The sequence below is a fragment of the Shimia sp. Alg240-R146 genome, from assembly GCF_947331465.1.
Classification (GTDB): Bacteria; Pseudomonadota; Alphaproteobacteria; order Rhodobacterales; family Rhodobacteraceae; genus Shimia.
Window position 1 is genome coordinate 25731 of sequence record NZ_CAMZOK010000003.1, and the last position, 24042, is coordinate 49772.

Sequence of the window (24042 nt, forward strand, 5' to 3'; positions counted from 1 at the left end):
CCCTTAGGTGGCATCCGGCAGTTTGTGATCGCCAAACTGCTTGCGAAGGGTCAGCTTGGACACTTTGCCCGTCGCTGTCAGCGGCAGTTCCTCCACAAACACCACATCGTCCGGCAGCTGCCACGTGGCGAAATGTTCCTTGAGCATATCCATCAATTCACTGACCTCGGGCTTGCCCTCGGGCGCCGGCACCACAATCATCAGCGGGCGTTCGTCCCATTTCGGATGCGGCACCGCGATCACGGCGCAGTTCGCCACCTTGGGATGCGCCATCACTGTGTTTTCCAAATCCAACGACGAGATCCATTCGCCCCCCGATTTGATCAGATCCTTGGCGCGGTCGGTGATGGTCAGAAAGCCGTGCGTGTCAATCGTGGCCACATCGCCGGTGCCAAACCAGCCTTCGGCATCAAAGGCGGTCTTGTTGGCCTCTTCGTTTTCAAAATATCCCGACGTGATCGCGTTGCCGCGCACATAAAGTTCACCTGCTGCCTCGCCATCATGTGGAAGGCGTTTGCCGTCCTCATCAACGATCTTGAGATCCACACCAAACACTCGACGACCCTGCTTGGACTTGATCGCGATGCGTTCCGCCATCGGCTTGTCATCGAGGTGATCTGGCAGGTTACCCTGCGTGCCGATCGGGCTCATCTCGGTCATGCCCCAAGCGTGACAAACGTTGACGTCGCTTTCTTCAAAGAACTGAATCATCGAGGCCGGTGCCGCAGAGCCACCAACAACCATATCGCCAAGCCCGTCAGGCATGCGGCCCTGTTTCGCGATCTCGCCCTGCAGGCCTAGCCAAACTGTCGGCACACCCCAGGCAGAGTAGACCTTTTCGGTGTCCATCAGGCGGAACAGGCTTTCACCATCCAGCGCGCCCCCTGGGAAGATCAGCGAAGCCCCTGTGAGTGGCGCCGCATATGGAAGGCCCCAAGCGTTTACGTGAAATAGCGGCACAACTGGCAGGATGCGTTTGCCCGGCTGCAAAGCCGTCGGCAACGACAGGCCCACCATCATCGCGTGCAACACAGTCGAGCGATGCGTATAAAGCGTGCCCTTGGGGTTGCCTGTGGTGCCGGATGTATAGCACAGGCCAGCGGCTGTATCTTCCGGCAGGTCCGGCCAGTCAAAGCTGTCGGATTGCCCGTCCAGCAATTCTTCATAGCACAGGAAGTCACCTTCCGGCATGTGCGCGCGGTCGGTCATGACCACGACCTTCAAACCCGCGGGCCATTGATCGCGCAGTGCTGCCACAAGCGGCACAAACGTTGTGTCCACGAACAACATCGTGTCGTTTGCATGGTTCACGATATATGTCATCTGCTCGGCTGACAGACGCGGGTTGATGGTGTGGCACACGCCACCAGCCCCGGAAATGGCATAGTAGAGTTCAAGATGGCGATATCCGTTCCACGCCAAAGTCGCGACACGATCGCCGGTCTGCATGCCGAGCGACGTGAGGCCATGCGCCAGTTTCGCCACGCGGCGGGCGGTGTCGGCATAGGTCTGGCGATGGATGTCGCCTTCGGTGCGCACCGAGACCACCTCGCTCAACGGGTGAATTTCTGCTGCGTAGCTGAGAATGTCCGCGATTTTAAGCGGACGCATCATCATGGAGCCTTGCATTTCCGGCCCTCCCCTGCCTGAAAGATTCGAGTGGCGTGAAGCCTATGCCGGACTGCGCAAAAATCAAAAGCCCATATGCGTCATGCCGCAGCGTCGTGAAACCTGCGACTTTGGTCTGAGGCCGCATGACTTTGTGCCAATGCGCACAGACAACGTGATCAGGCGCAAATTGCGCACAGGTGTCTTGCCCCCTAGCTTATGTGGCAAGCGAACAGATCTCAGAAAGGAAAAACGATGTCGATCCGACCCGTTTTGGAAACACGCAAAGCCGTGCCAGCGATGGAAGGTGCAGGGGTTAGTCTGCACCGTGCCTTTGGATTTCAGGATCCCGAGGAGCTCGACCCGTTCCTGATGATGGACCATTTTCGCAACGATGACCCGCGCATGTATCAGGCCGGATTTCCGTGGCACCCTCATCGCGGCATTGAGACAATCACCTATGTCATCGAAGGCGCGGTGGAGCATCAGGACAGCTTGGGCAACACCGGCAACCTAAAATCCGGCGATGTGCAATGGATGACTGCTGGTCGCGGCATTTTGCATCAAGAGATGCCAACAGCAGACGCCAACGGCATGAATCACGGCTTTCAGCTTTGGGCCAACCTGCCGCGCGATTTGAAAATGACCGACCCGCGCTATCAGGATGTTGAGGGCCGCGAAATTCCCGAAATCATGGAAGACGACGGCACCAAAGTCCGCGTTATTATCGGCAAGTTCTGGGACCGCACCGGGCCTGTAGATGGCATTGCAGCGGATCCGATGTTTTTGGACATCACCGTGCCGGCCGGCGTGAAGAAGACCTTTCCGGTCGACACGCGCCGCCGCGCCTTTGCTTATGTCTTTGAAGGGGCCGGGGCCTTTGCCGACGCAAGTCAGCCAAACGGCGTCCTGCTGGAAAAAGAAGTTGCAGGACAAGAGCTTAATATCCGCGACCTGAGCGGCGATCGGACATTGGTGCGCTTTGGAAACGGCGACGAGGTCACTGTGCAAGCGGGCGAAGAAGGCGTGCGGTTTTTGCTGATCTCGGGGCAACCCATTCAGGAACCTGTGGCGTGGCACGGGCCGATTGTGATGAACACACAGGCGGAGCTACAGCAGGCGTTTACCGAGCTGCGCAACGGCACATTCATTCAACCGGCGCACTAGAGCACCTGCCGTCGAATTGTGCTGCGACGTCGTCCGAGGATCCACAACCTGAAAACAAGGAAAAGCCGGGCATGTCGCCCGGCTTTTTTGCTTTCTCAGTACCTCAGAGCATTGCCCAGCAAAGGCTGAGCCAAGGGGGCTGGCCCCACTCTCTAATGTGCAGACTACTCTGCGGCGTCAGCGTAATCCTCCATCGGCGGGCAGATGCACACCAGATTGCGGTCGCCATAGGCATTGTCCACGCGGTTGACCGGCGGCCAATACTTGTCCACCCGGAATGCGCCGGGCGGGAAACACCCCTGTTCGCGGCTATAAGGCCGGTCCCAGTCCTTCACGAGGTCTTCCATCGTGTGTGGCGCGTTGCGCAGCGGGTTGTTCTCTGCATCCATCTTGCCGTCCTCAATCGCGCGGATCTCTTCGCGGATCGCCAGCATCGCGTCGCAAAACCGGTCCAGCTCGGCCTTGTTTTCACTCTCTGTCGGCTCGATCATTAACGTGCCGGCGACCGGCCAGCTCATGGTCGGGGCGTGAAACCCGCAATCCATCAAACGTTTGGCGATGTCATCGACGCTCACACCGGCACTGTCAGCAAAGGGGCGCGTGTCGATAATGCATTCATGCGCCACACGTCCTGTCGGTCCCTTATAAAGCACGTCAAATGCGCCTTCGAGACGCTTTGCGAGGTAGTTGGCGTTCAAAATCGCCACCCGCGTGGCCTGCGTAAGCCCTTCGCCCCCCATCAGCAGAACATAGGCCCAGCTGATCGGCAAAAGCGACGGCGACCCAAACGGGGCAGCCGACACCGGGCCTTCGGAACCGCCGGTCTCAGGATGGCCCGGAAGATGCGCCACCAGATGTGACTTCACGCCAATCGGCCCCATGCCAGGGCCACCGCCACCGTGCGGAATGCAAAAGGTCTTGTGCAGGTTGAGGTGGCTCACGTCGCCCCCCACATCACCGGGTCTCGAAAGCCCGACCATTGCGTTCAGGTTGGCCCCGTCAATATAGACCTGTCCGCCGTATTCATGGGTGATGTCACAGACTTCATGCACAGTCTTTTCAAACACGCCATGCGTGGACGGATAGGTGATCATGCAACCTGCCAGATCGTCTTTGAATTTCTCCGCTTTGGCGCGGAAATCTTCCAGATCGATGTCACCGTTGTCGGCTGTCTGCACCGGCACAACTTTCCATCCCACCATCTGCGCCGACGCCGGATTGGTGCCATGTGCGCTCATTGGGATGAGACAGATATTGCGGTGCCCTTCGCCACGCGCGCGATGATAAGCGGCAATCGTCAACAGGCCGGCATATTCACCCTGTGCGCCGGAATTTGGCTGCATCGAAATCGCGTCATAGCCGGTGATCTGACACAGCTTGTCACTCAGATCGCCAATCAGCTCTTCATAGCCCTGCGCCTGATCTTTCGGAACGAACGGGTGCATGAGCGAGAACTCACGCCAACTGACCGGCATCATCTCAACCGCCGCGTTCAGCTTCATCGTACAGGACCCCAGCGGGATCATCGCGCGATCCAGCGCCAGATCCCGATCAGCCAGACGGCGCATATAGCGCATCATCTCTGTCTCGGCGCGGTTCATGTGGAAAATCGGGTGATCCAGATATCCGCTTTCGCGCACCAAAGCATCCGGGATGCGATATTCCGGTTCAAAATCGTCGTCTTTGCGGTCAATGCCAAACGCACGCCAGACCCGTTCAATCGTGGCCGGACGGCAGGCTTCGTCGAGCGAAATCCCCACTTTGGTTTTGCCAACGCGCCGCAGGTTGATGCCTTCTTGCACCGCGGCCTGCAAAACGCCGCGCTGCAACAGCCCGACATCCACAGTGATCGTGTCAAAATAGACGTCCGGCTCCACAACAAAGCCCGCCTCTTGCAAGCCTTTGGCCAGCCTTACGGTCTTGCGATGAATGCGCTGCGCAATCGCCTTGAGGCCCTTTGGCCCATGAAAAACACCATACATTGACGCCATAACAGCCAACAAAGCCTGCGCCGTACAGACGTTTGAGTTGGCTTTTTCGCGGCGGATGTGCTGCTCGCGGGTCTGAAGCGACAGGCGGTAGGCGCGGTTGCCATGGCTGTCGATGCTGACGCCAATAATACGCCCTGGCATCGCCCGTTTATAAGCGTCGCGACAGGCCATATAAGCCGCGTGCGGCCCACCATACCCCAACGGAACCCCAAACCGTTGCGTGCTGCCCACAGCAATATCCGCACCCATCGCGCCCGGCTCTTTCAAGAGCGTCAGCGCCAAAATATCGGCCGCCACAATGCCAATCGCTTTGTGCTCATGCAGAGCAGCAATTTCGGACGTGAAGTCGCGCACATGGCCATAGGTGCCGGGATACTGAAAAATCGCCCCAAACACTTTGTCGGCTTCCAGATCATCGGGGTTGCCAACGATCACCTCGATATCCAACGGCGCGGCGCGGGTCTGAATCACAGCGATATTTTGCGGATGACAGTTTTCGTCCACAAAGAACGCCTTAGCCTTGGATTTCGCCCCCCGCTTCGCCATGGTCATCGCTTCGGCGCAAGCCGTGGATTCATCCAAAAGCGATGCGTTGGCGACTTCCAAACCGGTCAGGTCGCTCACCATCGTCTGATAGTTCAACAGGGCTTCAAGGCGGCCCTGCGAAATCTCAGGCTGATAAGGCGTATAGGCCGTGTACCACGCCGGATTTTCAAGGATGTTGCGCTGGATCGCAGGTGGCGTCACCGTGCCGTAATACCCCTGCCCGATCAGGCTGGTCAGAACTTTGTTCTTGCCCGCGACCTCATGCATGTGGCGTATCAATTCGCGCTCTGACAAGGGGCGCCCAAAGTCGAGCGGCTCTTTTTGGCGGATGCTATCGGGCAACGTCTGCCCCATCAGATCCTCAAGATCACTGGCGCCGATCACATCCAACATTTCCGCCATTTCCTCGGGCGACGGGCCGATGTGGCGGCGATTGGCAAAATCATACGGCAGATAGTCCGTTGGCGTGAAGGTCATGTGTTCCTCCTAGAGCAGCTTGGCGGCGATACCGCACAGAAAAGATATGTCCCAAAGCATGATACGGGCGGCGCCCGGCCTTGGGAGAGAGAGGCGCCCTGCCCGCTATGTGGGTTAAGGCGCGGCCCGACCTGTCAGTCGGGTCAAAATTCTTGACCGTCGCCTCGGGCTTTGAGACGACTGTCGCTGGCTTACCCGATGAAGGTTTTGTAGGCAGCTTCGTCCATATAATCGTCCATCTGGCTCAGCTCGGATGGCTTGATCTTGAAGAACCATGCTTCAACCATCGGATCGTCGTTGACCTTGCCAGGCTCATCCACGAGCGGGCTGTTCACTTCGACGATTTCACCATCCAGCGGCGCCAGAATATCGCTGGCCGCTTTGACCGACTCGATCACGCAGACTTCTTCGTCTTTGGTGACCTCGGTGCCTTCTTCCGGCAGTTCGATAAACACCACATCGCCCAGCTGTTCGCTGGCGTGATCGGTGATGCCCACCACAACCACATCACCTTCGACACGCAGCCATTCGTGTTCTTCCGTGAATTTCATTGCTTGCTCTCCTGTTGCTCAACGTTTGAAATTGGCAGGCACCAGCGGCATCTTTGCCACCGTGACGGGCAAACGTTTGCCCCGCACCTCACCAAAAAGTTCCGTGCCGACAGCCGCTTGTGCGGCGCCGACATATCCCATAGCCACTGGCCCCTCATATGTGGGTCCAAACCCACCCGAGGTCACCTCACCGATAGGATCACCACCCTCACCGGCGGCAAAAATCTGGGTTCCGGCCCGCATTGGCGCACGTCCTTGTGGCACCAGACCGACCCGCTTGCGCGCCACTCCTTCGGCCAGATCCCCAAAGATCCGATCTGCCCCGGGAAAGCCCCCGGCGCGGTCACCATCAGCACGACGCACCTTCTGGATCGCCCAGATCAGACCAGCTTCAATCGGGGATGTTGAGGCATCGATGTCATTACCGTAAAGGCACAGCCCGGCCTCCAGCCGCAAGCTGTCGCGCGCGCCAAGACCGATGGGTTCGACCTCATCCATGTCCAACAGCGCCTTCGCCAACGCTTCGGCCTGTGCATCAGGCACCGAAATCTCATAGCCATCCTCGCCGGTGTAGCCCGACCGGCTGACCCAGCAGTCTGCGCCCGCCAATTCGATCGTCGCGACGTCCATAAACGTCATCTCGGCCACCGCGGGATTGAGCCGCGCCAAGGCCGCTTCTGCCGCTGGTCCCTGCAACGCAATCAACGCACGATCCGCGATGACTTCGACAGTGACCGCGGGCTCCAGTGCCGCCTTCATGCGCGCGATGTCTGCGTCTTTGCAGGCCGCATTGACCACCACGAACAGGTGATCACCGCGATTGGCAAACATCAGATCGTCTTCGATGCCACCACCACCGTTGGTAAAAAGCCCATAGCGTTGCCGGGCTTCACCAAGACCTTGCACGTCCATCGGCACCAATGTTTCGAACGCCTTTGCTACAGCGCCATAGCTCTCGCCGCGCAGGATCACCTGCCCCATGTGACTGACGTCAAACAGACCAGCCTGCGCACGGCAATGCAGATGTTCCTTCATCACGCCCAGCGCATATTGCACCGGCATGTCATAGCCCGCAAACGGCACCATTTTCGCGCCAAGTGCGACGTGCAAATCGAATAGTGGTGTGCGGCTCAACTCACCCATGACAGCGCCCTCCGTTTTTCCGGTGGCGTCCATGGTGCAGCCCACAGAACACATCCGGCATCCTCAGTCCGCACGAGGGACTCCCCCCAATGCGCGCGATGCCCCCTCTGTCCTTTGGCCTGAGATCGTTATCCCTTCGGCGGACGCCATCTGACGCCTCTCTCCAGAGTGTGTTTAGCGATAAATCGGTCCTTGCGGCCTGAGAGTTTCCGGGGCGGTTGCTCCTTCGGCACCGGACACGTCCGGTTCTCCCGATTCACCTATGTTTTAGAACGTAGTCTGCGCCTTCCCGTCTGACAAGCGCATTTTATCGCGCCTTCACAGAAGGTTATGCTGGTCGGCATTGCGGTGTCAGCAAAGTGGCCAGTGCGTCGTTACCACAAACCAGGGTATCAAGAGTGACTTGATCAAGCCGCGCATAGAACACATCCAGCGCTTCTGTCAGTGCGACGCGCAGCCGACAGGCATCAACCAACGGGCACGAATTGTCGACGTCCGCGAAACACTCTGCCAAAGGCACCGGAGCCTCCATCGTGCGGAAAATGTCCCCGATTTCGATCTCCGCAGCGGGGCGGGCCAACTCAAGCCCGCCATTGCGGCCCCGTTGGGTGTGCAAAACACCCATCTGCGCCAGTTGATTGATCACCTGCGCCAAGTGGTTTTCCGACGCGTTGCAGCGCTGCGCAATCTCGTGCTTCGTGACCAACCGGCCGTGATTCACGGCACAGAACATCAGAACTCTGATCGCGATATTTGTTCGTTTTGTGATGCGCACAGGGCTGGCCAATTTTGCTTCAAGTCTCCCTGTTTTGACCAATTCCCGCACAAGTGGCATTGACATGGATCAACGGTTCAGACGACATGCCGCCATGACAGCCCATTATTTCTTCGGCTACGGCAGCCTTGTAAACAGACGCACACATGCTTTTGAGGACGCACACCCTGCGCAGCTTTCGGGCTGGAAACGCGCTTGGGTTGCGACCGATCTGCGTCCCTTTGCCTTCCTGAGCGCCGAGCCTGACGCGACCAGCACCATTGACGGGCTGATTGCCCATGTTCCCAACGACGACTGGGCAACGCTGGATGAACGGGAATTTGCCTACGACCGGTTTGACGCTGGTGCGTCGGTTTCCCACCCTAGAACCGACCCGCTGCAAATCGCCGTCTACTCTGTCTCATCAGAGCACCGAATTGCGCCCTCCACACCGCAAAAAATTCTGCTGAGCTATATCGACGTCGTGGTGCAGGGCTATCTTGCTGTCTTTGGCGAGGCCGGCGTCGAAGCCTTTTTTGCGACAACAGATGGCTGGACCGCGCAGGTCATCGATGATCGTGCCACGCCGGTTTATCCGCGGCACCAGACCCTGACCGCCGCAGAAACGACATTGGTCGACGACCTTCTCGCAACAACCGGCGCGACGCGCCGTCCGGCGCCCTAGGGCTCTCGTCCGTCTGACAAGCACAGCGTCTGAAAGAGTCCGCGCTCGCGGGTCCATGCGCTTCTTATGCGCGATGCCGCACGACACGCCCCCCAAAAAGCCAATAAAATCAGATGTTTTTGCGCGCCGGTCGATCGGGCGGGGCTAAGCCAACAGAAGGTTTACGGACCGCTTACGCAGTGCCCTTTTCGCCATGCGATTTGGCCTCACGTCGCTCCTCAGATCAATTTTTTGCGATTTTGATCCCAATTCAAAAAATCTACGTAACTATCGTGATATGATAAAATATCGATTTTTTAAACCGACGGAGAGGTCTCATGCTAAAAACCCCTGCAATTTCCCGCCGCGCCCTGCTGGCAGGTGCCGCCGCGCTTCCCATTACCGCCGCCACAAGCCAATCAACTCTGGCTGCCGCCGATATGAAAGGCGTCGCCCAAACCCGCTTCAACCGCATGAAACTCGGCAGCTTTGAGGTCACGACCCTTCTTGTCGGCACACGCACCGTTGAGGGACCGCAAAACATCTTTGGCATGAACGTCTCCGCCGAAGAATTCGCGACCGCCTCGGCTGCTGCGCGCATTCCCACTACTGCGGCCCAATTCTTCTTCACCCCAACCGTGGTCAACACCGGATCGGAACTGATCCTGTTTGACACCGGCCTGAACCCCGACGCCATTTCTTCAGCACTCGAAGCAGCAGGTTATTCCACCGATCAAGTCGACACCGTTGTCATCACACACATGCACGGTGACCACATCGGCGGCATGGCTGGCGAAAACGGCGTGACCTTTGCAAACGCCAAACACGTGACCGGAACAACCGAAATGAATTTCTGGGCGGGCACCGACAAGAACAAAGCGTTTGAGGGCAAAATTCGCCCCAACATGGAGCGCTTTGACATGATCGAAGACGGCGCTTCAGTGGCATCGGGCGTGACCGCAATGTCTGCTTTCGGCCATACCCCCGGGCACACGACCTACATGCTGGAAAGCGACGGCCAGCAGATGCTTCTGGCGGCTGATTTTGCCAACCACTACGTATGGTCTCTGGCCCACCCCGACTGGGAAGTGAAGTTTGACATGGACAAATCCGCCGCCGCCGCGACCCGTCGCAAAATGCTGGGCATGATGGCCGCCGACTCTGTGCCATTCGTGGGCTACCACATGCCGTTCCCCGCCGTCGGCTTCGTCGAAACCCACGGCGACGGCTTTCACTACGCGCCTGCCAGCTATCAGTTCATGATGGGCTAACCCCTCGCCAGCCCATCAGGGGTGGCCAGCGCGTCAGAGATACAGCGCGCTGGCCACCACAAAGAAGATCAACACGCCAAAGACGTCATTTGTCGTGGTGATGAAAATCCCTGTCGCCACCGCAGGATCAAGCCCAAAACTTCGCAAAATATAAGGGATCAACGCCCCGATTGTACCGGCGATTGTGGTCACCAGCGTCAGCGCCAGCAACGCAGTCAACGCGAGCAAATGCGGATGCGCCAATGGCAAAACGAGGCTCGCCAATAGAACCGCAATCGCTGTGATCACCCCGATGCTCAGCCCATTGAACATCGCGCCAAAGAATTCCCGCCAAAGCCGCGCGCCAAAATCGCCGCGCCAGTCGGTGCCCGAGGTCAGTGACTGAATAGAAACGGTCGAGGCCTGAATGCCCGCGTTGCCCGCCGTCGCCATGACCACCGGAATGAAACTCGCCAGTACGGCAGCCTGCGCCAAAGCCTCCTCATAGGATCCGATTACCACCGCGGCAAAACTTGCCCCACCAAGCCCCCCCAAAAGCCATGGCAAACGCCGCTTCAGGATTGTGAACGGCCCGTCAAACTGTGTGGTCGCAGGCGATACCGAGCCCATGACCAGCATGTCTTCTTCCACTTCGTCACGAAAAATGTCGCCCAGTTCGCGCGGAGAAATTCCGCCGACCAGCTTGCCAAATTCATCCACAACGCCAATCGCATACACGCCCCGACGTCGGGACAATTTCAAAACCTCTTCGCGGTCTTGGTCCGCGCTCACCACGTCCAGATCCTTATGCACGATCTGTGCGAGCGGCAGATCGGCTTGTCCCGCCAAAACTTCACGAAACCGCAAAAAACCGATCGGTTTGCGCACTTCATCAACCACAAACATCATGTCGATCTTGCCGATCTCGGCTGAGCGGCTCTTGATGTCCTCGGTCAGCTGACCCACCGTCCAATGCAGGGGCGCCATTAAGACTCCAAGCCGCATCACCGTCGCAGCACTGTCGTCTCGCGCCTGCAAAACCGCAGCGATCCGTTCCGCGTCCGGCCGCGTCTGCACCAACCGTCCGGCAAAGTTGCGCGGCAATTCCAACAGCGTATCGACCGCCTCATCGACGTCCATCATGCCAATAATATTGGCAAAAGTGCGTTCCGATTCAGGGCTGTAAAGCACAGCGTGCAAATCGTTGTCCAACTCAGACAGCACCTTCAGGCCAAGGTTGTCCGGCACCCAGTCAAACAAAAGCCGCGCCCGCGCGGGCCGCAGCCGCAACAGACACGCAAGCACATCGCCCACTGGCCAGCCCGCAGTGGCTTCAACAACACCTGCGCGGTCTGCATGTGAAATCATGTCATCGATCAATCGCAGCGTCGCCCGGTTGGCATCGTCTGCGGCATCGCTTTGCCCACCTTGCCAAATCAATGTGCTCATATGCGCCTCATAAAAAATCTTTTCGAGACACCGCATGCCCCTTGGACACTACATTGCCAAGGCCAGAGGCTGATTGCACGTCTTTTACGGCAGTCTTCTGCCAATCCAATCCACGGAAAGTCCCCTTGGCAAGTTAGCGCAAACATGACAGGTTTCGCCCAGCGCATCTGAGGCAGAACGCACATCATGCAAGACATTCTCACAGTCACTCTCAACCCTGCCGTCGATCTTTCAACTTCAGCGTCGGAAGTCAGTTCAGGGCACAAGCTGCGCTGCGCCACGCCAGAATTCAGCGCCGGTGGTGGCGGCATCAATGTCTCGCGGGCCATTCGTATCCTTGGCGGTCACTCCCGCGCTTTTGTGGCGCTTGGCGGTAACGCCGGCCAACGTCTTCAAACCTTGCTGTCCGACGAAGGTATTGCCGAAATTGCCCATTCCGCACCGGGTGAAACCCGCACCAATGTCGCCGTTACATGCGATCAAACCGGTGAACAGTTCCGATTTGTCATGCCCGGCCCGACGTGGCCTGATGCCGATTGCGCCAAACTGCTGACACGGCTGAACGCAATGACCAACCCCGCAGGTCTGCTGGTGCTCTCCGGCAGCCTCGCGCCGGGTATGCCCACAGATTTTGCCCGCACTGTCATCGCTGCGCTCAAAGACACCGGCCCCAGCATTCTTTGCGACATCTCGGGACGCCCGCTGCACGATCTCTGCGCCGCGCCCAACCCCGGTCTTGATGTCTTGCGTATGGATCTGGACGAAAGCGAGGAGATTTTCGGCGCACCTCTGAGCACCCGCACAGACAGCGCCCGCTTTGCGCGGGATCTGGTTGCCGGAGGCGTGTCAAAAACCGTGATTGTGGCGCGCGGACCTGACGGATCCATTTTGGCCAGCGAAACCGGTTGCATTCACGTCACCGCACTGGATGTGCCAATCAACAGCAAGGTCGGCGCTGGCGACAGCTTTGTCGGCGCCTTCACATTGGCCCGCGCCCGCGGTTTCGATCTGGCAACGGCCCTGCAACACGGCACAACCGCTGCGACGGCCGCGGTGACCACACCGGCCACCGAACTCTGTCGCAAAGTCGATTTCGAGCGTTATTTGCCGGACTGCGTGCTCTCAGACATCACGCTCTAGGCGGGGCCTCTCAGCTTTCGTCGCGAAACCGGTTCACAATCGGATACCGCCGATCCATCCAAAACGCCTTTTTGCTCAGCCGCGCCCCAGGTGCAGACTGAAAGCGCTTGTATTCGCTGATGTACACCAGATGTTCGACCCGCTTGACTGTTTCGCGATCAAACCCGGCAGCCACACATTCAGCCACGGATTTTTCCTGATCCACCAGCATCAACAAAATGGTGTCGAGCACGTCATAAGGCGGCAGGCTGTCCTCGTCCTTCTGATCGGGGCGCAACTCTGCAGACGGTGGCTTGTCGATGATATTGACCGGAATAACTTCGCCTTCAGGCCCGCCCATCCAGTCACGGTGCACCGCATTACGCCAGCGCGAGGTTTCAAACACGCGGGTTTTGTACATGTCCTTGATCGGATTATAGCCCCCGGCCATGTCGCCATAGATCGTGGCATAGCCCACTGCGACCTCGGATTTATTGCCTGTGGTCAACAGCATCTCGCCAAACTTGTTGCTCATCGCCATCAACAAAAGCCCACGCAGACGGCTCTGGATGTTTTCTTCTGTCAGACCGGGCGCGGTGCCTTCAAACAAAGGCGCCAGCGTGTTGGTAATAGCCTGACGCCCCTCGGCGATTGGCACAAAATCATACCGCACGCCCAACCGTTCGGCGATGTCTTTGGCGTCCTCAAGGGACTCTTCAGAAGTATACTCAGACGGCAACATCACGCAGCGCACGTTCTCAGGTCCCAATGCGTCAACCGCAATTGTCGCGACAAGCGCGCTGTCGATCCCACCCGACAGCCCGAGCAACACCTGCTTAAAGCCGGTCTTACCCATGTAGTCGCGCAGCGCCTCAACGCAAACGCGATAATCCTGTTCTTCGCCCGCAGGCAACACAGCCTTGGGTCCAGCCTTGCAGCGCCAGCCCGCCGGCGTGCGCTCAAATTCCACGTGGGCGACCACCTCGTCAAACACCGGCAATTGCATCGCCAACTCCCCACCGGGGTTGAGCACAAAGGAGCCACCGTCAAACACCTGATCGTCCTGACCGCCCACCATGTTCAGATACACCAGCGGCAATTCGGTTTCGATCACGCGGGCCACCATGTGGTTCATGCGCCGGTCAAACTTATCGCGATAATACGGGCTTCCATTTGGCACCACGAGGATTTCCGCGCCGGTCTCTTCCAGCGTCTCAGGCACATCCTCAAACCACGCATCTTCGCAAATCGGGCTGCCAACCCGCACCCCGTTCACATCATACGGCCCGCCCATCGGACCGTGATCAAACAAGCGTTCTTCGTCAAAAACGGTGTAGTTCGGCAGGTGGTGTTTGAGCTGGCGATGCACAATCCGCCCGCCTTTCAGCACGAAATAGGCGTTATAAAGTTTACCATCGTCCGCCCACGGCCCACCCACGGTGACGACAGGGCCATCGGCGCAATCCACCGCCAACTTCTCGATCTCGGCCATTGCCGCAACTTGCAGTGCGGGTTTCAGGATCAGGTCCTGCGCGTTGTAGCCCACGATGAACATCTCGGGAAACGCCACCATATCCGAGCCCGCTGCTTTCGCTTCGGCCCAGACCGCGCGCACCTTATCGGCGTTGCCGTGCAGGTCTCCCATCACCGGGTTCGCCTGCGCCATGGTCAGACGGAACGTGTCAGCCATCGCCCCTGCCTCCTGCTGAATTTCTGTCGCTCAAAGATGTAGCAGAACCCCACGCGAGGAAAAGCGCAAACAACATCGCGCTCATAGCCACAAAGGCGTCTCCAAATGCTGTGCATACATGTGGTCTCGATGCGCCAACAAATTGGGCGCCAACGCAGCTTTGGTCTCAGCGTCCAAAGTCTCAAACGACGCCCGCCCTTTGGGATGCATCGCACAAACATCATCCGGCAACGGCGCAAACAACGCCATGACACAAGCCAGCTGGATATCCGCCGCGGTCATCACATCCTCCAACAGATATGGCCCCTTCGAGGACGCCAGAATCTCGGAGAACGCTCCCAACAACGAAACAACACGCGGCCCGTAACTGTCCCCCATACTGGCAATATAGCCGTATTTGGCAGCCAGATAGGCCGCCACACCGCCGGCAAAACCGCCCTTAGAAGTCATGCCATAATGCACCAGCTGCAACCGCCGCGACCATGCCAATCCGCCATCACCCATCAGATCATCGCCCATCTGCAAAACCCGCGCTCGCACGGCCCCGTCTGCTGGTAGTAACGCCGGTTCCGGTGCCAAACGCTCCGCCAACTCAATGATCGCTCGCACCGTCGCCTTTGGTGCCTCGCCATCAAGCATCGCCGTGGGCGCGCTCACTTCGCCTGTCCACTCGGTCTGTTGCGGATCCTGCCCATCAAAGCTCACTGGTTGCCAATCAATGGCTTTGACATGCAACACACCTTTGACCGCTTCTCCCCAAGGGCTCGGCACACCGCGTACAATCGTCACCCGAAGGCCTTCGGCGGCCATTCCTTCAGCAGTTCCTACAAACTCAAGCATACTCACTCTCCCAGTCTTTGATCTGCCACGCTGCCACGCAATTCAGGGCATGACCAGACACAGATATTCCCGCCTTACCGCACAACAGCCGCAAAATGCGTTGCTCAGCGCAACCCATTGATCTAAAATCGGTTCCAAAGCCGAAAAACGGCCGGGGAAACCCCTCTGTGGGCAACATGGGACTGAATTTATGAGCAGAACTCAGGCACTTACACTAGCCATCCTGCTGGCCGCCGCACCGGCCTTTGCACAGGACAGCCAGGTTCTGACCAAACAATACGATGACGGCGGCGTCTATGAGGGCACCTTCAAAGGCGGTCTTCAGCACGGCACCGGCACCTATCGGCTGCCAAACGGCTACGAATATTCCGGCGCTTGGATTGATGGCGAAATCGTTGGCATCGGCATGGCCCGCTTTCCCAACGGATCAGTCTATGAAGGCGAATTTGCCAAGGGCAAACCCCATGGCACCGGCAAAATCACCTTTACCGATGGCGGCACCTATGAGGGGGCGTGGGCTGAAGGCAAAATCACCGGACAAGGTGTGGCCATTTATGCCAATGGCGTGCGTTACGAAGGCGATTTTCTAAGCGCTGTGCATCATGGTCACGGCATCATGCTGTCGCCCAACGGCTACCGGTATGAAGGCGGCTGGATCGATGGCGTTAAAGAGGGCCTTGGCCGCGTCACCTATCCGGACGGCACCATCTATGACGGCCAGATCGCCGCTGGTGAACGCGAAGGCACCGGCAAATTGACCATGCCTGACGGGCTGATTTACGAAGGCACTTGGGCGTCTGGCCAGATCGAAGGCGACGGCTCTTTGACACAGCCCAACGGGGATATCTACGTCGGCCAATTGTCCGGCGGTCAACGTCAGGGGCAGGGTCAAGTCACCTATGAAAATGGCGATACTTACGTTGGCGCATTCGAAGCCGACCAGCGTCACGGCCAAGGCACATTTAATGGTGCTGACGGCTATACATATGTCGGCAGCTGGGTGAACGGGCGCATCGAAGGCGAAGGTCAGGTCACCTATCCCGACGGTTCGGTCTATACCGGCGCCTTCCGTGACAATCTGGCGGACGGTCTCGGCATGATCACCTACACCGACGGCTCCACCTACGAAGGCGGCTGGAAAGCCGGCGTAATCGAGGGTTTTGGCAAGGCGATTTACGCCAATGGTCTCGTCTACGAAGGCGAATTCAAAGCGGCCAAAAATCACGGCAACGGCGTGATGACATATGCCGACGGCTACCGTTATGACGGCGCATGGGCCAACGGCCAGCGCCACGGCATCGGCACTGCCACCTATTCCGACGGAACAGTTTACACCGGCAATTTCGTAGACGGCCAGCGCGACGGCATTGGCGAAATCGTCATGACTGACGGGTTCCAATACGCGGGTGAATGGAAGGGCGGCGAAATCGACGGCGTCGGGGTTGCCACCTATGCAAACGGCGACATCTACGAAGGCACGTTCAAAGCCGGCAAACGTCAGGGCGAAGGCACCATGAAATACGCCAGCGGCGAGGAAGCCAGCGGCGAGTGGGACAATGGCTCTCTGAACACCGACGGCTGATACCAACACCTTCCACGCATTTTTTCAGCGATGCGCGACGCCAATTGCGCATCATACTTGCTGTCATACCGCGCCACATTGCTTACAAATCGATCTTTCTTATAAAGTTCGGGTATTAATCGAATTTGTTTGGAGACGTTCAGTCATGTGGCGAAGACTGCCATTTCTCATTTGGTTTTGCTTGTCAGCCACATATGCCGGCGCAGAAGTTGACCTCACCAAACGCCAACAAAAGCTCTTTGACAGCATCAAACCTATGGTGCTTCAGATTGATCCGCTGGGTGTCGACATCGCCGCGTTTCTTGCCATTGAAGCACAGAAAGCCGGTGTGCGCCGTTTTCGTTCAATGAAACCAAGCGAGAAGCCAAAGATCACTCATCCAAAACAGACGGGGTGCGGGCAGGCCAAGTTTTCAAGCAAGGAAGTGCTGATTGACACCGACCAGAGACGCTGCGTGAACCTGCACAATTTTATGCACGAAATCGCCCACATCGGCGTTCTAAGAAAGAACTGCAAAGGGCATGGGGATATTTTTTACTGGTACAATTATGCGCTTGCCCAGCGCATGGAGACCGCAATCCCGCGATCTAAGCGCTGGCGCACGACACCGACCAAAGCTGTGTTGAGGCGCGCCGCCGAATATCGGTCGTTCGACGAAAGATGTCGGGGCGGCAAGCCTTTTCCGGGATAAACTCGCGCTTAAAAGTTCGCGCACCTGCGGCCTCCCTTCGTGTTCACCACTCCACAGCCGCCCCCGCATAGTCAAAAAACCCGCCGCTCTCCTGCGGCCCCAATCCATCCAGCACATCCAGCAGCCGCGCCGCGCTCTCTTGCGGCGACAGTTTTTGGCGTCCCGGATAATGGGCGGTAAAAGCCGTTTCCACGGTGCCCGGATGCAACGCCACACAAACCGCCTCCCTATGCGTGCGTGCCAGTTCAATCGCGCCGGTCTTGATCAACTGATTGAGCGCTGCCTTTGAGGCGCGATAAGAATACCAGCCGCCCGCACGATTGTCCGCGATGGAGCCGACGCGGGCCGACAGGGCCGCAAAAACCCCGCGCCGCCTGCGCGCCAACAACCTTGGCGCATGCTTCATGACCAACGCTGGCCCAATGGCGTTGATCGCGAATTGCGCCGCCATTTCCTCTGCCGACAGATCCCGCAGCGCTTTTTCAGGCGCCGACCGGGTGCTCACCAATGCGCCGCTCGCGACGATGATCATGTCAAAGACACCGTCCAAGGCCGTCAACCGCGCCTCAACCAAGTCGGGCTGCAACAGATCAAACCCGTCCCGCGCCCGAGACAGGCCAACAACCTCGCCACCGCGCCCGCGCCATTGCTGCGCCACCGCCGCACCAATCCCGCCACTGCCCCCAATCACCAAAGCCCGCATGTCACGTTTCTCCTTTGTCATGACTACGCGCGGCGCGGCGCTCCGGATGACCCACCGGAAATTGCCCCTTTTCATTTACCAAACGGCATGTATAAATCCCGCCATGTTCAAACGCACACATATCGCAAACCCTGCGCGCCTTCCGGCGCCGTTTGCGCGTGGCCTTGACCTACTCCTAATCCGCCTCTGAGCGCGGCCATCTCGGCGCGCGTGCTCAGAGGGCATTTGTACGCGCCGCACTTCCGCGAACCGAGATTAGGACCCCCATCATGCACAAGATAAACCTGGCCGAGAAACTCTCGCTATTTTCCTCCCACTGGGACCCGCACGTCGTCACCAGCTACAACGGCAACGACGTGATGGTGGTCAAATTTCAGGGCGAGTTTCCGTTTCACAAACACGACGACACCGATGATTTCTTTCTGGTGCTCGAAGGCGATGTGACGATGGACTACGACAACGCCCCTTCCGTCACCTTCGGCCCCGGTGAATTGCTCATCGTGCCCCAAGGCCAAATCCACCGCCCCCGCGCCGATCAAGAAGCCCGCGTGCTTTTGATCGAACCCAAGGGCGAAGCAAACACTGGGGACAGCGGCCTCGCGCCTGCCCCAAAACCGCATATCTGATAGGACGAAACCAATGACCAATACCACTGACCAAGACCGCGTCGTTATCTTTGACACCACCCTGCGCGACGGCGAACAAAGCCCCGGCGCCACCATGACCCACGACGAGAAGCTGGAAATCGCCGGTATGCTTGACGACATGGGCGTCGACATCATCGAGGCCGGTTTCCCGATTGCCTCCGAGGGCGATTTCAACGCTGTGTCCGAGATCGCCAAGAACTCGGTCAACTCTCGCATCTGCGGTCTGGCCCGCGCCAACATCACCGATATCGACCGCTGTTGGGAGGCCGTGAAACACGCGGCCAAGCCCCGCATCCACACCTTTATTGGCACCTCGCCCTTGCACCGCGCCATTCCGAACCTCACGAAGGACGCGATGGCCGACAAGATCCACGAGACCGTGACCCACGCCCGCAATCTTTGTGACAACGTGCAATGGTCGCCGATGGATGCCACACGCACCGAATGGGACTACCTCTGCCGCGTGATTGAAATCGCGATCAAAGCCGGTGCCAGCACGATCAACATCCCCGACACCGTCGGCTACACCGCCCCGATGGAAAGCGCCGAGTTGATCAAGAAACTGATCGAAACCGTGCCCGGCGCCGATGAGGTCATCTTTGCAACCCACTGCCACAACGATCTTGGCATGGCGACCGCCAACTCTCTGGCCGCCGTCGCAGGCGGCGCGCGTCAAATTGAATGCACCATCAACGGTCTGGGCGAACGCGCGGGCAATACCGCTCTGGAAGAGGTCGTGATGGCGCTCAAGGTGCGCAACGATATCATGCCGTGGTCCACCGGCATCGACACCAAAAAGCTGATGAACATCTCGCGCCGCGTCGCCACCGTGTCGGGCTTTCCGGTGCAGTTCAACAAAGCCATCGTCGGCAAAAACGCCTTCGCGCACGAGTCTGGCATCCACCAGGACGGCATGCTCAAGAACAAGGAAACCTTCGAGATCATGCGCCCCGAGGACGTGGGTCTCGCCGGCACCTCCCTGCCGCTTGGCAAACACTCCGGCCGCGCCGCGCTGCGCGACAAACTCGAGCAGCTTGGCTTTGAAGTGGGCGACAACCAACTCAAAGACATCTTCGTGCGCTTCAAAGACCTCGCAGACCGCAAGAAAGAGGTGTTTGACGACGACATCATCGCCCTTGTGCGTGTGGGTGACGGCGAGGACGAAGACGATCATCTACAGTTGGTCAGCATGAAAGTTGTCTGCGGCACCGGCGGCCCGGCTGAGGCCACCGTGGAAATGGAAATCGACGGCAAAGAGGTCTCCGCTACCTGCGAGGGCGACGGGCCGGTGGATGCCACGTTCCGCGCGATCCGCGAGAACTTCCCCAACGCCGCACATCTGGAGCTCTATCAGGTGTCCGCCGTGACCGAAGGCACCGACGCGCAAGCCACTGTGTCAGTGCGCCTTGAGGAAGACGGCATCATCGCCACCGGCCAATCCGCCAACACCGACACGGTTGTGGCCTCGGCCAAAGCCTACATCCACGCGCTCAACCGCCTGCTGGTGCGGCGCGGCAAAGTCGGCGAAGGCGCGGACGCCCGTGAGATCTCTTACAAAGATCTCGCCTGAGCAAAACAAAGGCCGCCTCACTCGGGGCGGCCTTTTCTTTCGGGTCTGTCTCATATGGTGGTGGCAACTAGGATCCGGTCATTCGCTGCGGTCAAAACGTAAGTCTGCTTGGCAGGATAAAGCTGACCTCCAAATCAATCGAGTAGTTGTCCGCTATCAGGACTTCTCATCCTTGATTGCCTATGCGTCCCGTTTTCCAGACGCCACCAGCCACCAAGCAAGCAGCGGAAAACCAACAAGTTCAAATGCCAGTGACGGGGCAATCGCAGCGCTAAATATTACTTCAGTGTCCATAGCGCTTAGTCGAAACAGACCCGCGATTGCGATCATTGCCGACAGAATAATCAAGGTTGAGCGAAGATTGCGCAATGCAAAGCCGCCAGCCACGAACACAGCACCGACGCCAAACCAGACCCCGCCAATGAACCGTATGTGGCTGTCTTGGGCATGGAATGTTGCGGCATCTGTGATTGAAACGAAATCACGCGTCGACTGCCATCCCAGTGTCTTTATCCCGCCTAAGCCTACATTTAGTCCTAGTAAGATGATCACAGCTCCAAGGATCACAACCACCGAATTCAGTAATTTTATCTTGTTCATTTCACTTTCCCTAAATGCGCACCCTGTGGGCAAATAATACTTGGAACGCGTTCTATATTAATGAAGTCTTGACAAGGCAAGCATTATTTGGGACGCGTACCAAAATAAATCTGAGAGGGCCTAACCATGGCTAGAACCGCTGGCAGGCCTCCCCGCAGTAAGGCTGAGATTTTGGAGTTCCGATCAAAGATCGGGAAGCACGCGCTTGAGATTTATCGTGCAGAAGGTTTCGAAGCGATCTCAATGCGCCGTTTGGCCAAGGCGGTCGGATGCGCTCCGATGACAATTTACGCACATTTTGACGGCAAGACGGATATTCTACGATACCTTTGGGCGGACGTACTTACGGACATGTCTGGTGACATCGCGGAAAAGCTAAAGTCGGTCGCGGGTCCGAGTGAGCGGCTGCAGTCAGCAGCTCACTCCTTTATCGCTTACTGGATCGATCACCCTGATCATTTTCGACTTGTCTTTATGTCCAACGACGTAACGCGGGCGGATGTCAGTACGTTCGTTATGGGCGAAGATACCTTAGCACACTTCTTGATGTTTTCGGATTTGATCCGAGAGGTTCACCCTGAAGAACATGACGTTAAAATGAGCACTGACACACTCATATCTGGATTGATTGGTATCGCTCTTTGCATGAATACCATGCCTGACTACCCATGGGCCGACCCGACCTCGATGACCAACCAACTCCTATTGAGCATCATCACGTAAGCCAATTCGCAATTTGAGGAAAAGCGGACATTCGTGCACGGCGCAGCATCAGTAGCCTTGGTCTCAAACCCGCCCTTCGCTGCAGGCTTCCCAACCTCTACTTCTAGGATTGCCGAGATCAAAACCAAATGCGGATAAAACCGGTCTTTTCGACCAACCGCAATTCGGCCTGCGCCTACCGCCCATTGAAACCTGCCCCCAAAACCCCCACTCCTATTCCCATGAGCGCCGCACCTGATCTCACCGCCGTCTGGTCCGCCTACCGCGACCGGCTCAAGGCGTTCCTACACGCCCGCATCGCCAATCCGGCGGATGTGGACGACCTGCTGCAGGACATCTCGATCAAGGTCTTCACCGGCCTGCCCGACCTGCAGGACCAGACCAAACTGCAACCTTGGCTTTTCCAGACCGCGAACCGCGCCATCATCGACCACTACCGCCGTTCTAGCCGCGCCGCCCCCAACGCCGATGACCTTTGGTACGCCGACGACGACCCCGTCCTGCGCCACCAACTGGAAGGCTGCGTCGCCCCTTTCATCAACGCCCTGCCCGCAGACACCGCGCAAATGCTAACCGAAATTGACCTCAACGGCACATCACAACGCGACTATGCCGAGGCGCACCATATCCCCTACTCCACACTGAAATCCCGCGTGACCAAAGCCCGCACCGACCTACGCGCCCTCTTTGACGACTGCTGCAAATTCACTATGGACAGCCGTGGCAACCTTTCCGAAATGGAAAGAAAATCAACCGGTTGCGGCCCCTGCTGAAAAAACTTCGACGACACCGTCGTCTTTTTCCCGTCCACCCCGTCTTACTTAATGAAAGACACCAAAGGACGCTCCCAATGATCAAAATCGTCAGCTTCACCATCTGCCCCTTCGTGCAACGCGTCACCGCGCTCTTGGAGGCCAAAAAGATCCCCTACGACATCGAATTCATCTCGCTATCAAACAAGCCACAATGGTTTCTCGACCTCTCCCCCACAGGCCAAGTGCCGATGCTGGTGACTGACGCGGGTACTGCGCTTTTTGAAAGCGATGCCATCGTGGAATACATCGACGACACCTCTGCCCCGCTGGAGCCTGATCTCACCCCCGAACAACGCGCCATCAACCGCGCATGGTCTTATCAGGCCTCCAAGCATTACCTCGTGCAGTGCGGCACCATGTCCGCCAAAGACCCCGCCACGTTTCAAGACCGTACCCGCAAACTGACCGCCGCCTTTGCGCGTGTGGAAAAACAACTGAGCGATGGTCCGTTCTTTGGCGGCGACACGCTTGGCAACGTCGATATCGCGTGGATGGTGCTCCTGCACCGCGCTCACATCGTTCAAGCCCACTCGGGCTTCAACATGCTTGCGGGCTTTCCCAAGGTGAAAGCATGGCAGCAAGCACTGATGGACACGGGCATCCCGCAAAAGTCTGTGGCTGCAGAATTCCCGCAGAAGTTCCACAACTTCTACCTCAGCGACACCACTTGGCTTGGCCGTGGCGCCAACACCAACGAAGCTCCCTGCGCGCCCGCCAAAGCCTCTAGCGGGGGATGCTGCGGCTAAAGCTCAGCCAATCACCATGTCGCCCGCCAGACCCAAGGCAAATCCAGCCACGGCGCCAAGCGCGGGCGACCAGGTGCCCTCTTCATATGCCTCTGGTGCGATGTCCTGAAAAATCAGATACAGAATACCGCCTGCGGCAAAAATCATGATGCCACCCAGTGTTTCAGGGTCACTCGCCAAGAAATGAAAGCCGAGCGCAGCGCACAGCGGCCCCAATCCGGCCAAGCCAACAAACATCAGCAACACCACCCAGGCAGGCGTGTGGCCTTTGGCCCAAAGATCGCGAAACGCGCCAAATCCCTCGGGCACGTTTTGCAAAAACATCATCGCGGCCAACAGCTTGGCCGTTGCGGCCTCGGTCACCAACAACGCCCCAAGCGCCATGGCTTCGGGCAGAAAATCCAACAGCATCGCCAACAAAAGCGCGCCACTCCCGCCTGCTTTAGCCAGCTGTTTGTCGACCGCGTAAAAGGTGATACCTCCACCGATCAACAGCGGCACCGCCCACTGCACCGGCAAGGTTTCGGCGCCTTTTGGAACCAAAACCAAAGCCACCGCCGATAACAGCGCTCCGCCGCCAAACGCTGTCACGCCTTTCACCAACCGCGCCTCAACGCGCGCGTCCCGAATATGCTCAATCCGCGCGAATACGCCGCCCAAGGGCATCGCCAGCCCCGCAAAAAGCGCCAATATCAAAGCATATGTCATCGCATCCA

General features: G+C 58.0%; 22 protein-coding genes and 1 riboswitch. Of the genes, 11 read left to right on the forward strand and 11 right to left on the reverse strand.

The features are described from left to right. Positions 1-3: 3 nt before the first annotated feature. Complete coding sequence (locus PG871_RS15755) at positions 4-1629, reverse strand: long-chain fatty acid--CoA ligase (RefSeq protein WP_270730977.1); 1626 nt, start codon at positions 1627-1629, stop codon at positions 4-6. A 234-nt stretch (positions 1630-1863) separates the two neighbouring features. On the opposite strand from PG871_RS15755, the gene PG871_RS15760 reads away from it, so the two are divergent. Beyond that, positions 1864-2775 (forward strand): pirin family protein, encoded by a 912-nt coding sequence (locus PG871_RS15760; RefSeq protein ID WP_270730978.1) that lies wholly within the window; start codon positions 1864-1866, stop codon positions 2773-2775. A 164-nt stretch (positions 2776-2939) separates the two neighbouring features. On the opposite strand, the gene gcvP is transcribed toward PG871_RS15760, so the two are convergent. The 4 genes from gcvP to PG871_RS15780 all read right to left on the reverse strand — a co-directional run bounded on the left by gcvP (position 2940) and on the right by PG871_RS15780 (position 8258). Next, positions 2940-5789, reverse strand: a complete 2850-nt coding sequence (gcvP, locus tag PG871_RS15765) for an aminomethyl-transferring glycine dehydrogenase (RefSeq protein WP_270730979.1) — start codon at positions 5787-5789, stop codon at positions 2940-2942. A 191-nt stretch (positions 5790-5980) separates the two neighbouring features. Beyond that, entirely contained in the window at positions 5981-6340 is a 360-nt protein-coding gene (gene gcvH / locus PG871_RS15770; protein ID WP_270730981.1) for a glycine cleavage system protein GcvH, read from the reverse strand. An 18-nt stretch (positions 6341-6358) separates the two neighbouring features. After that, on the reverse strand, positions 6359-7483 hold the full coding sequence (gene gcvT / locus PG871_RS15775; RefSeq protein ID WP_270730982.1) for a glycine cleavage system aminomethyltransferase GcvT: 1125 nt from the start codon (positions 7481-7483) through the stop codon (positions 6359-6361). Between the two features lie 176 nt (positions 7484-7659). Further along, a riboswitch (glycine riboswitch) is annotated at positions 7660-7747 on the reverse strand. Between the two features lie 64 nt (positions 7748-7811). Further along, entirely contained in the window at positions 7812-8258 is a 447-nt protein-coding gene (locus PG871_RS15780) for an RrF2 family transcriptional regulator (protein WP_270730984.1), read from the reverse strand. Positions 8259-8352: 94 nt separating this feature from the next. Here PG871_RS15780 and PG871_RS15785 point away from each other — a divergent pair, with 94 nt between their 5' ends. Both PG871_RS15785 and PG871_RS15790 read left to right on the forward strand, forming a co-directional pair. Continuing rightward, on the forward strand, positions 8353-8922 hold the full coding sequence (locus PG871_RS15785; protein ID WP_270730985.1) for a gamma-glutamylcyclotransferase family protein: 570 nt from the start codon (positions 8353-8355) through the stop codon (positions 8920-8922). 317 nt (positions 8923-9239) lie between these two features. Then, positions 9240-10172 carry an MBL fold metallo-hydrolase gene (locus tag PG871_RS15790; protein ID WP_270730987.1) on the forward strand — a complete coding sequence of 311 codons (933 nt, stop codon included), beginning with the start codon at positions 9240-9242 and terminating at the stop codon, positions 10170-10172. A 33-nt stretch (positions 10173-10205) separates the two neighbouring features. On the opposite strand, the gene PG871_RS15795 is transcribed toward PG871_RS15790, so the two are convergent. Next, complete coding sequence (locus PG871_RS15795; RefSeq protein ID WP_270730988.1) at positions 10206-11600, reverse strand: magnesium transporter; 1395 nt, start codon at positions 11598-11600, stop codon at positions 10206-10208. Positions 11601-11786: 186 nt separating this feature from the next. Between PG871_RS15795 and PG871_RS15800 the strand changes: the two genes are divergently transcribed. Continuing rightward, a complete protein-coding gene (locus tag PG871_RS15800) occupies positions 11787-12740 on the forward strand; it encodes a 1-phosphofructokinase family hexose kinase (RefSeq protein ID WP_270730989.1) in 954 nt (317 codons plus the stop codon). A 10-nt stretch (positions 12741-12750) separates the two neighbouring features. Here the strand turns inward: PG871_RS15800 and PG871_RS15805 are convergent, their stop codons facing one another. Then, a complete protein-coding gene (locus PG871_RS15805) occupies positions 12751-14409 on the reverse strand; it encodes an NAD+ synthase (RefSeq protein ID WP_270730990.1) in 1659 nt (552 codons plus the stop codon). An 81-nt stretch (positions 14410-14490) separates the two neighbouring features. Next, positions 14491-15249 carry a glutathione S-transferase family protein gene (locus tag PG871_RS15810; RefSeq protein ID WP_270730991.1) on the reverse strand — a complete coding sequence of 253 codons (759 nt, stop codon included), beginning with the start codon at positions 15247-15249 and terminating at the stop codon, positions 14491-14493. Positions 15250-15439: 190 nt separating this feature from the next. Here PG871_RS15810 and PG871_RS15815 point away from each other — a divergent pair, with 190 nt between their 5' ends. Both PG871_RS15815 and PG871_RS15820 read left to right on the forward strand, forming a co-directional pair. Further along, positions 15440-16831: an MORN repeat-containing protein gene (locus PG871_RS15815; RefSeq protein WP_270730992.1), complete on the forward strand. Its 1392-nt coding sequence runs from the start codon at positions 15440-15442 to the stop codon at positions 16829-16831. A gap of 256 nt (positions 16832-17087) precedes the next feature. Next, the gene (locus PG871_RS15820; RefSeq protein WP_270730993.1) at positions 17088-17522 is read left to right on the forward strand and encodes a hypothetical protein; all 435 of its coding nucleotides are present in this window, start codon (positions 17088-17090) and stop codon (positions 17520-17522) included. 43 nt (positions 17523-17565) lie between these two features. Here PG871_RS15820 and PG871_RS15825 read toward each other — a convergent pair whose 3' ends face one another. After that, complete coding sequence (locus PG871_RS15825; RefSeq protein WP_270730995.1) at positions 17566-18246, reverse strand: SDR family NAD(P)-dependent oxidoreductase; 681 nt, start codon at positions 18244-18246, stop codon at positions 17566-17568. Positions 18247-18494: 248 nt separating this feature from the next. Here PG871_RS15825 and PG871_RS15830 point away from each other — a divergent pair, with 248 nt between their 5' ends. Both PG871_RS15830 and PG871_RS15835 read left to right on the forward strand, forming a co-directional pair. Further along, positions 18495-18851 carry a cupin domain-containing protein gene (locus tag PG871_RS15830; protein WP_270730997.1) on the forward strand — a complete coding sequence of 119 codons (357 nt, stop codon included), beginning with the start codon at positions 18495-18497 and terminating at the stop codon, positions 18849-18851. Positions 18852-18864: 13 nt separating this feature from the next. Then, positions 18865-20442 carry a 2-isopropylmalate synthase gene (locus tag PG871_RS15835; protein WP_270730999.1) on the forward strand — a complete coding sequence of 526 codons (1578 nt, stop codon included), beginning with the start codon at positions 18865-18867 and terminating at the stop codon, positions 20440-20442. A gap of 180 nt (positions 20443-20622) precedes the next feature. On the opposite strand, the gene PG871_RS15840 is transcribed toward PG871_RS15835, so the two are convergent. Beyond that, entirely contained in the window at positions 20623-21042 is a 420-nt protein-coding gene (locus PG871_RS15840; protein ID WP_270731000.1) for a DUF4345 domain-containing protein, read from the reverse strand. A gap of 126 nt (positions 21043-21168) precedes the next feature. Between PG871_RS15840 and PG871_RS15845 the strand changes: the two genes are divergently transcribed. The 3 genes from PG871_RS15845 (at position 21169) to PG871_RS15855 (ending at position 23326) form a co-directional block, all read left to right on the forward strand. Then, entirely contained in the window at positions 21169-21765 is a 597-nt protein-coding gene (locus tag PG871_RS15845; protein ID WP_270731001.1) for a TetR/AcrR family transcriptional regulator, read from the forward strand. Between the two features lie 221 nt (positions 21766-21986). Continuing rightward, positions 21987-22538, forward strand: coding sequence for a sigma-70 family RNA polymerase sigma factor (locus PG871_RS15850; RefSeq protein ID WP_270731002.1), 552 nt, complete (start codon positions 21987-21989; stop codon positions 22536-22538). 77 nt (positions 22539-22615) lie between these two features. Beyond that, positions 22616-23326 (forward strand): glutathione S-transferase family protein, encoded by a 711-nt coding sequence (locus PG871_RS15855; RefSeq protein WP_270731003.1) that lies wholly within the window; start codon positions 22616-22618, stop codon positions 23324-23326. Between the two features lie 3 nt (positions 23327-23329). Here the strand turns inward: PG871_RS15855 and PG871_RS15860 are convergent, their stop codons facing one another. Beyond that, complete coding sequence (locus PG871_RS15860; RefSeq protein ID WP_270731004.1) at positions 23330-24034, reverse strand: ZIP family metal transporter; 705 nt, start codon at positions 24032-24034, stop codon at positions 23330-23332. Positions 24035-24042 lie beyond the last annotated feature (8 nt).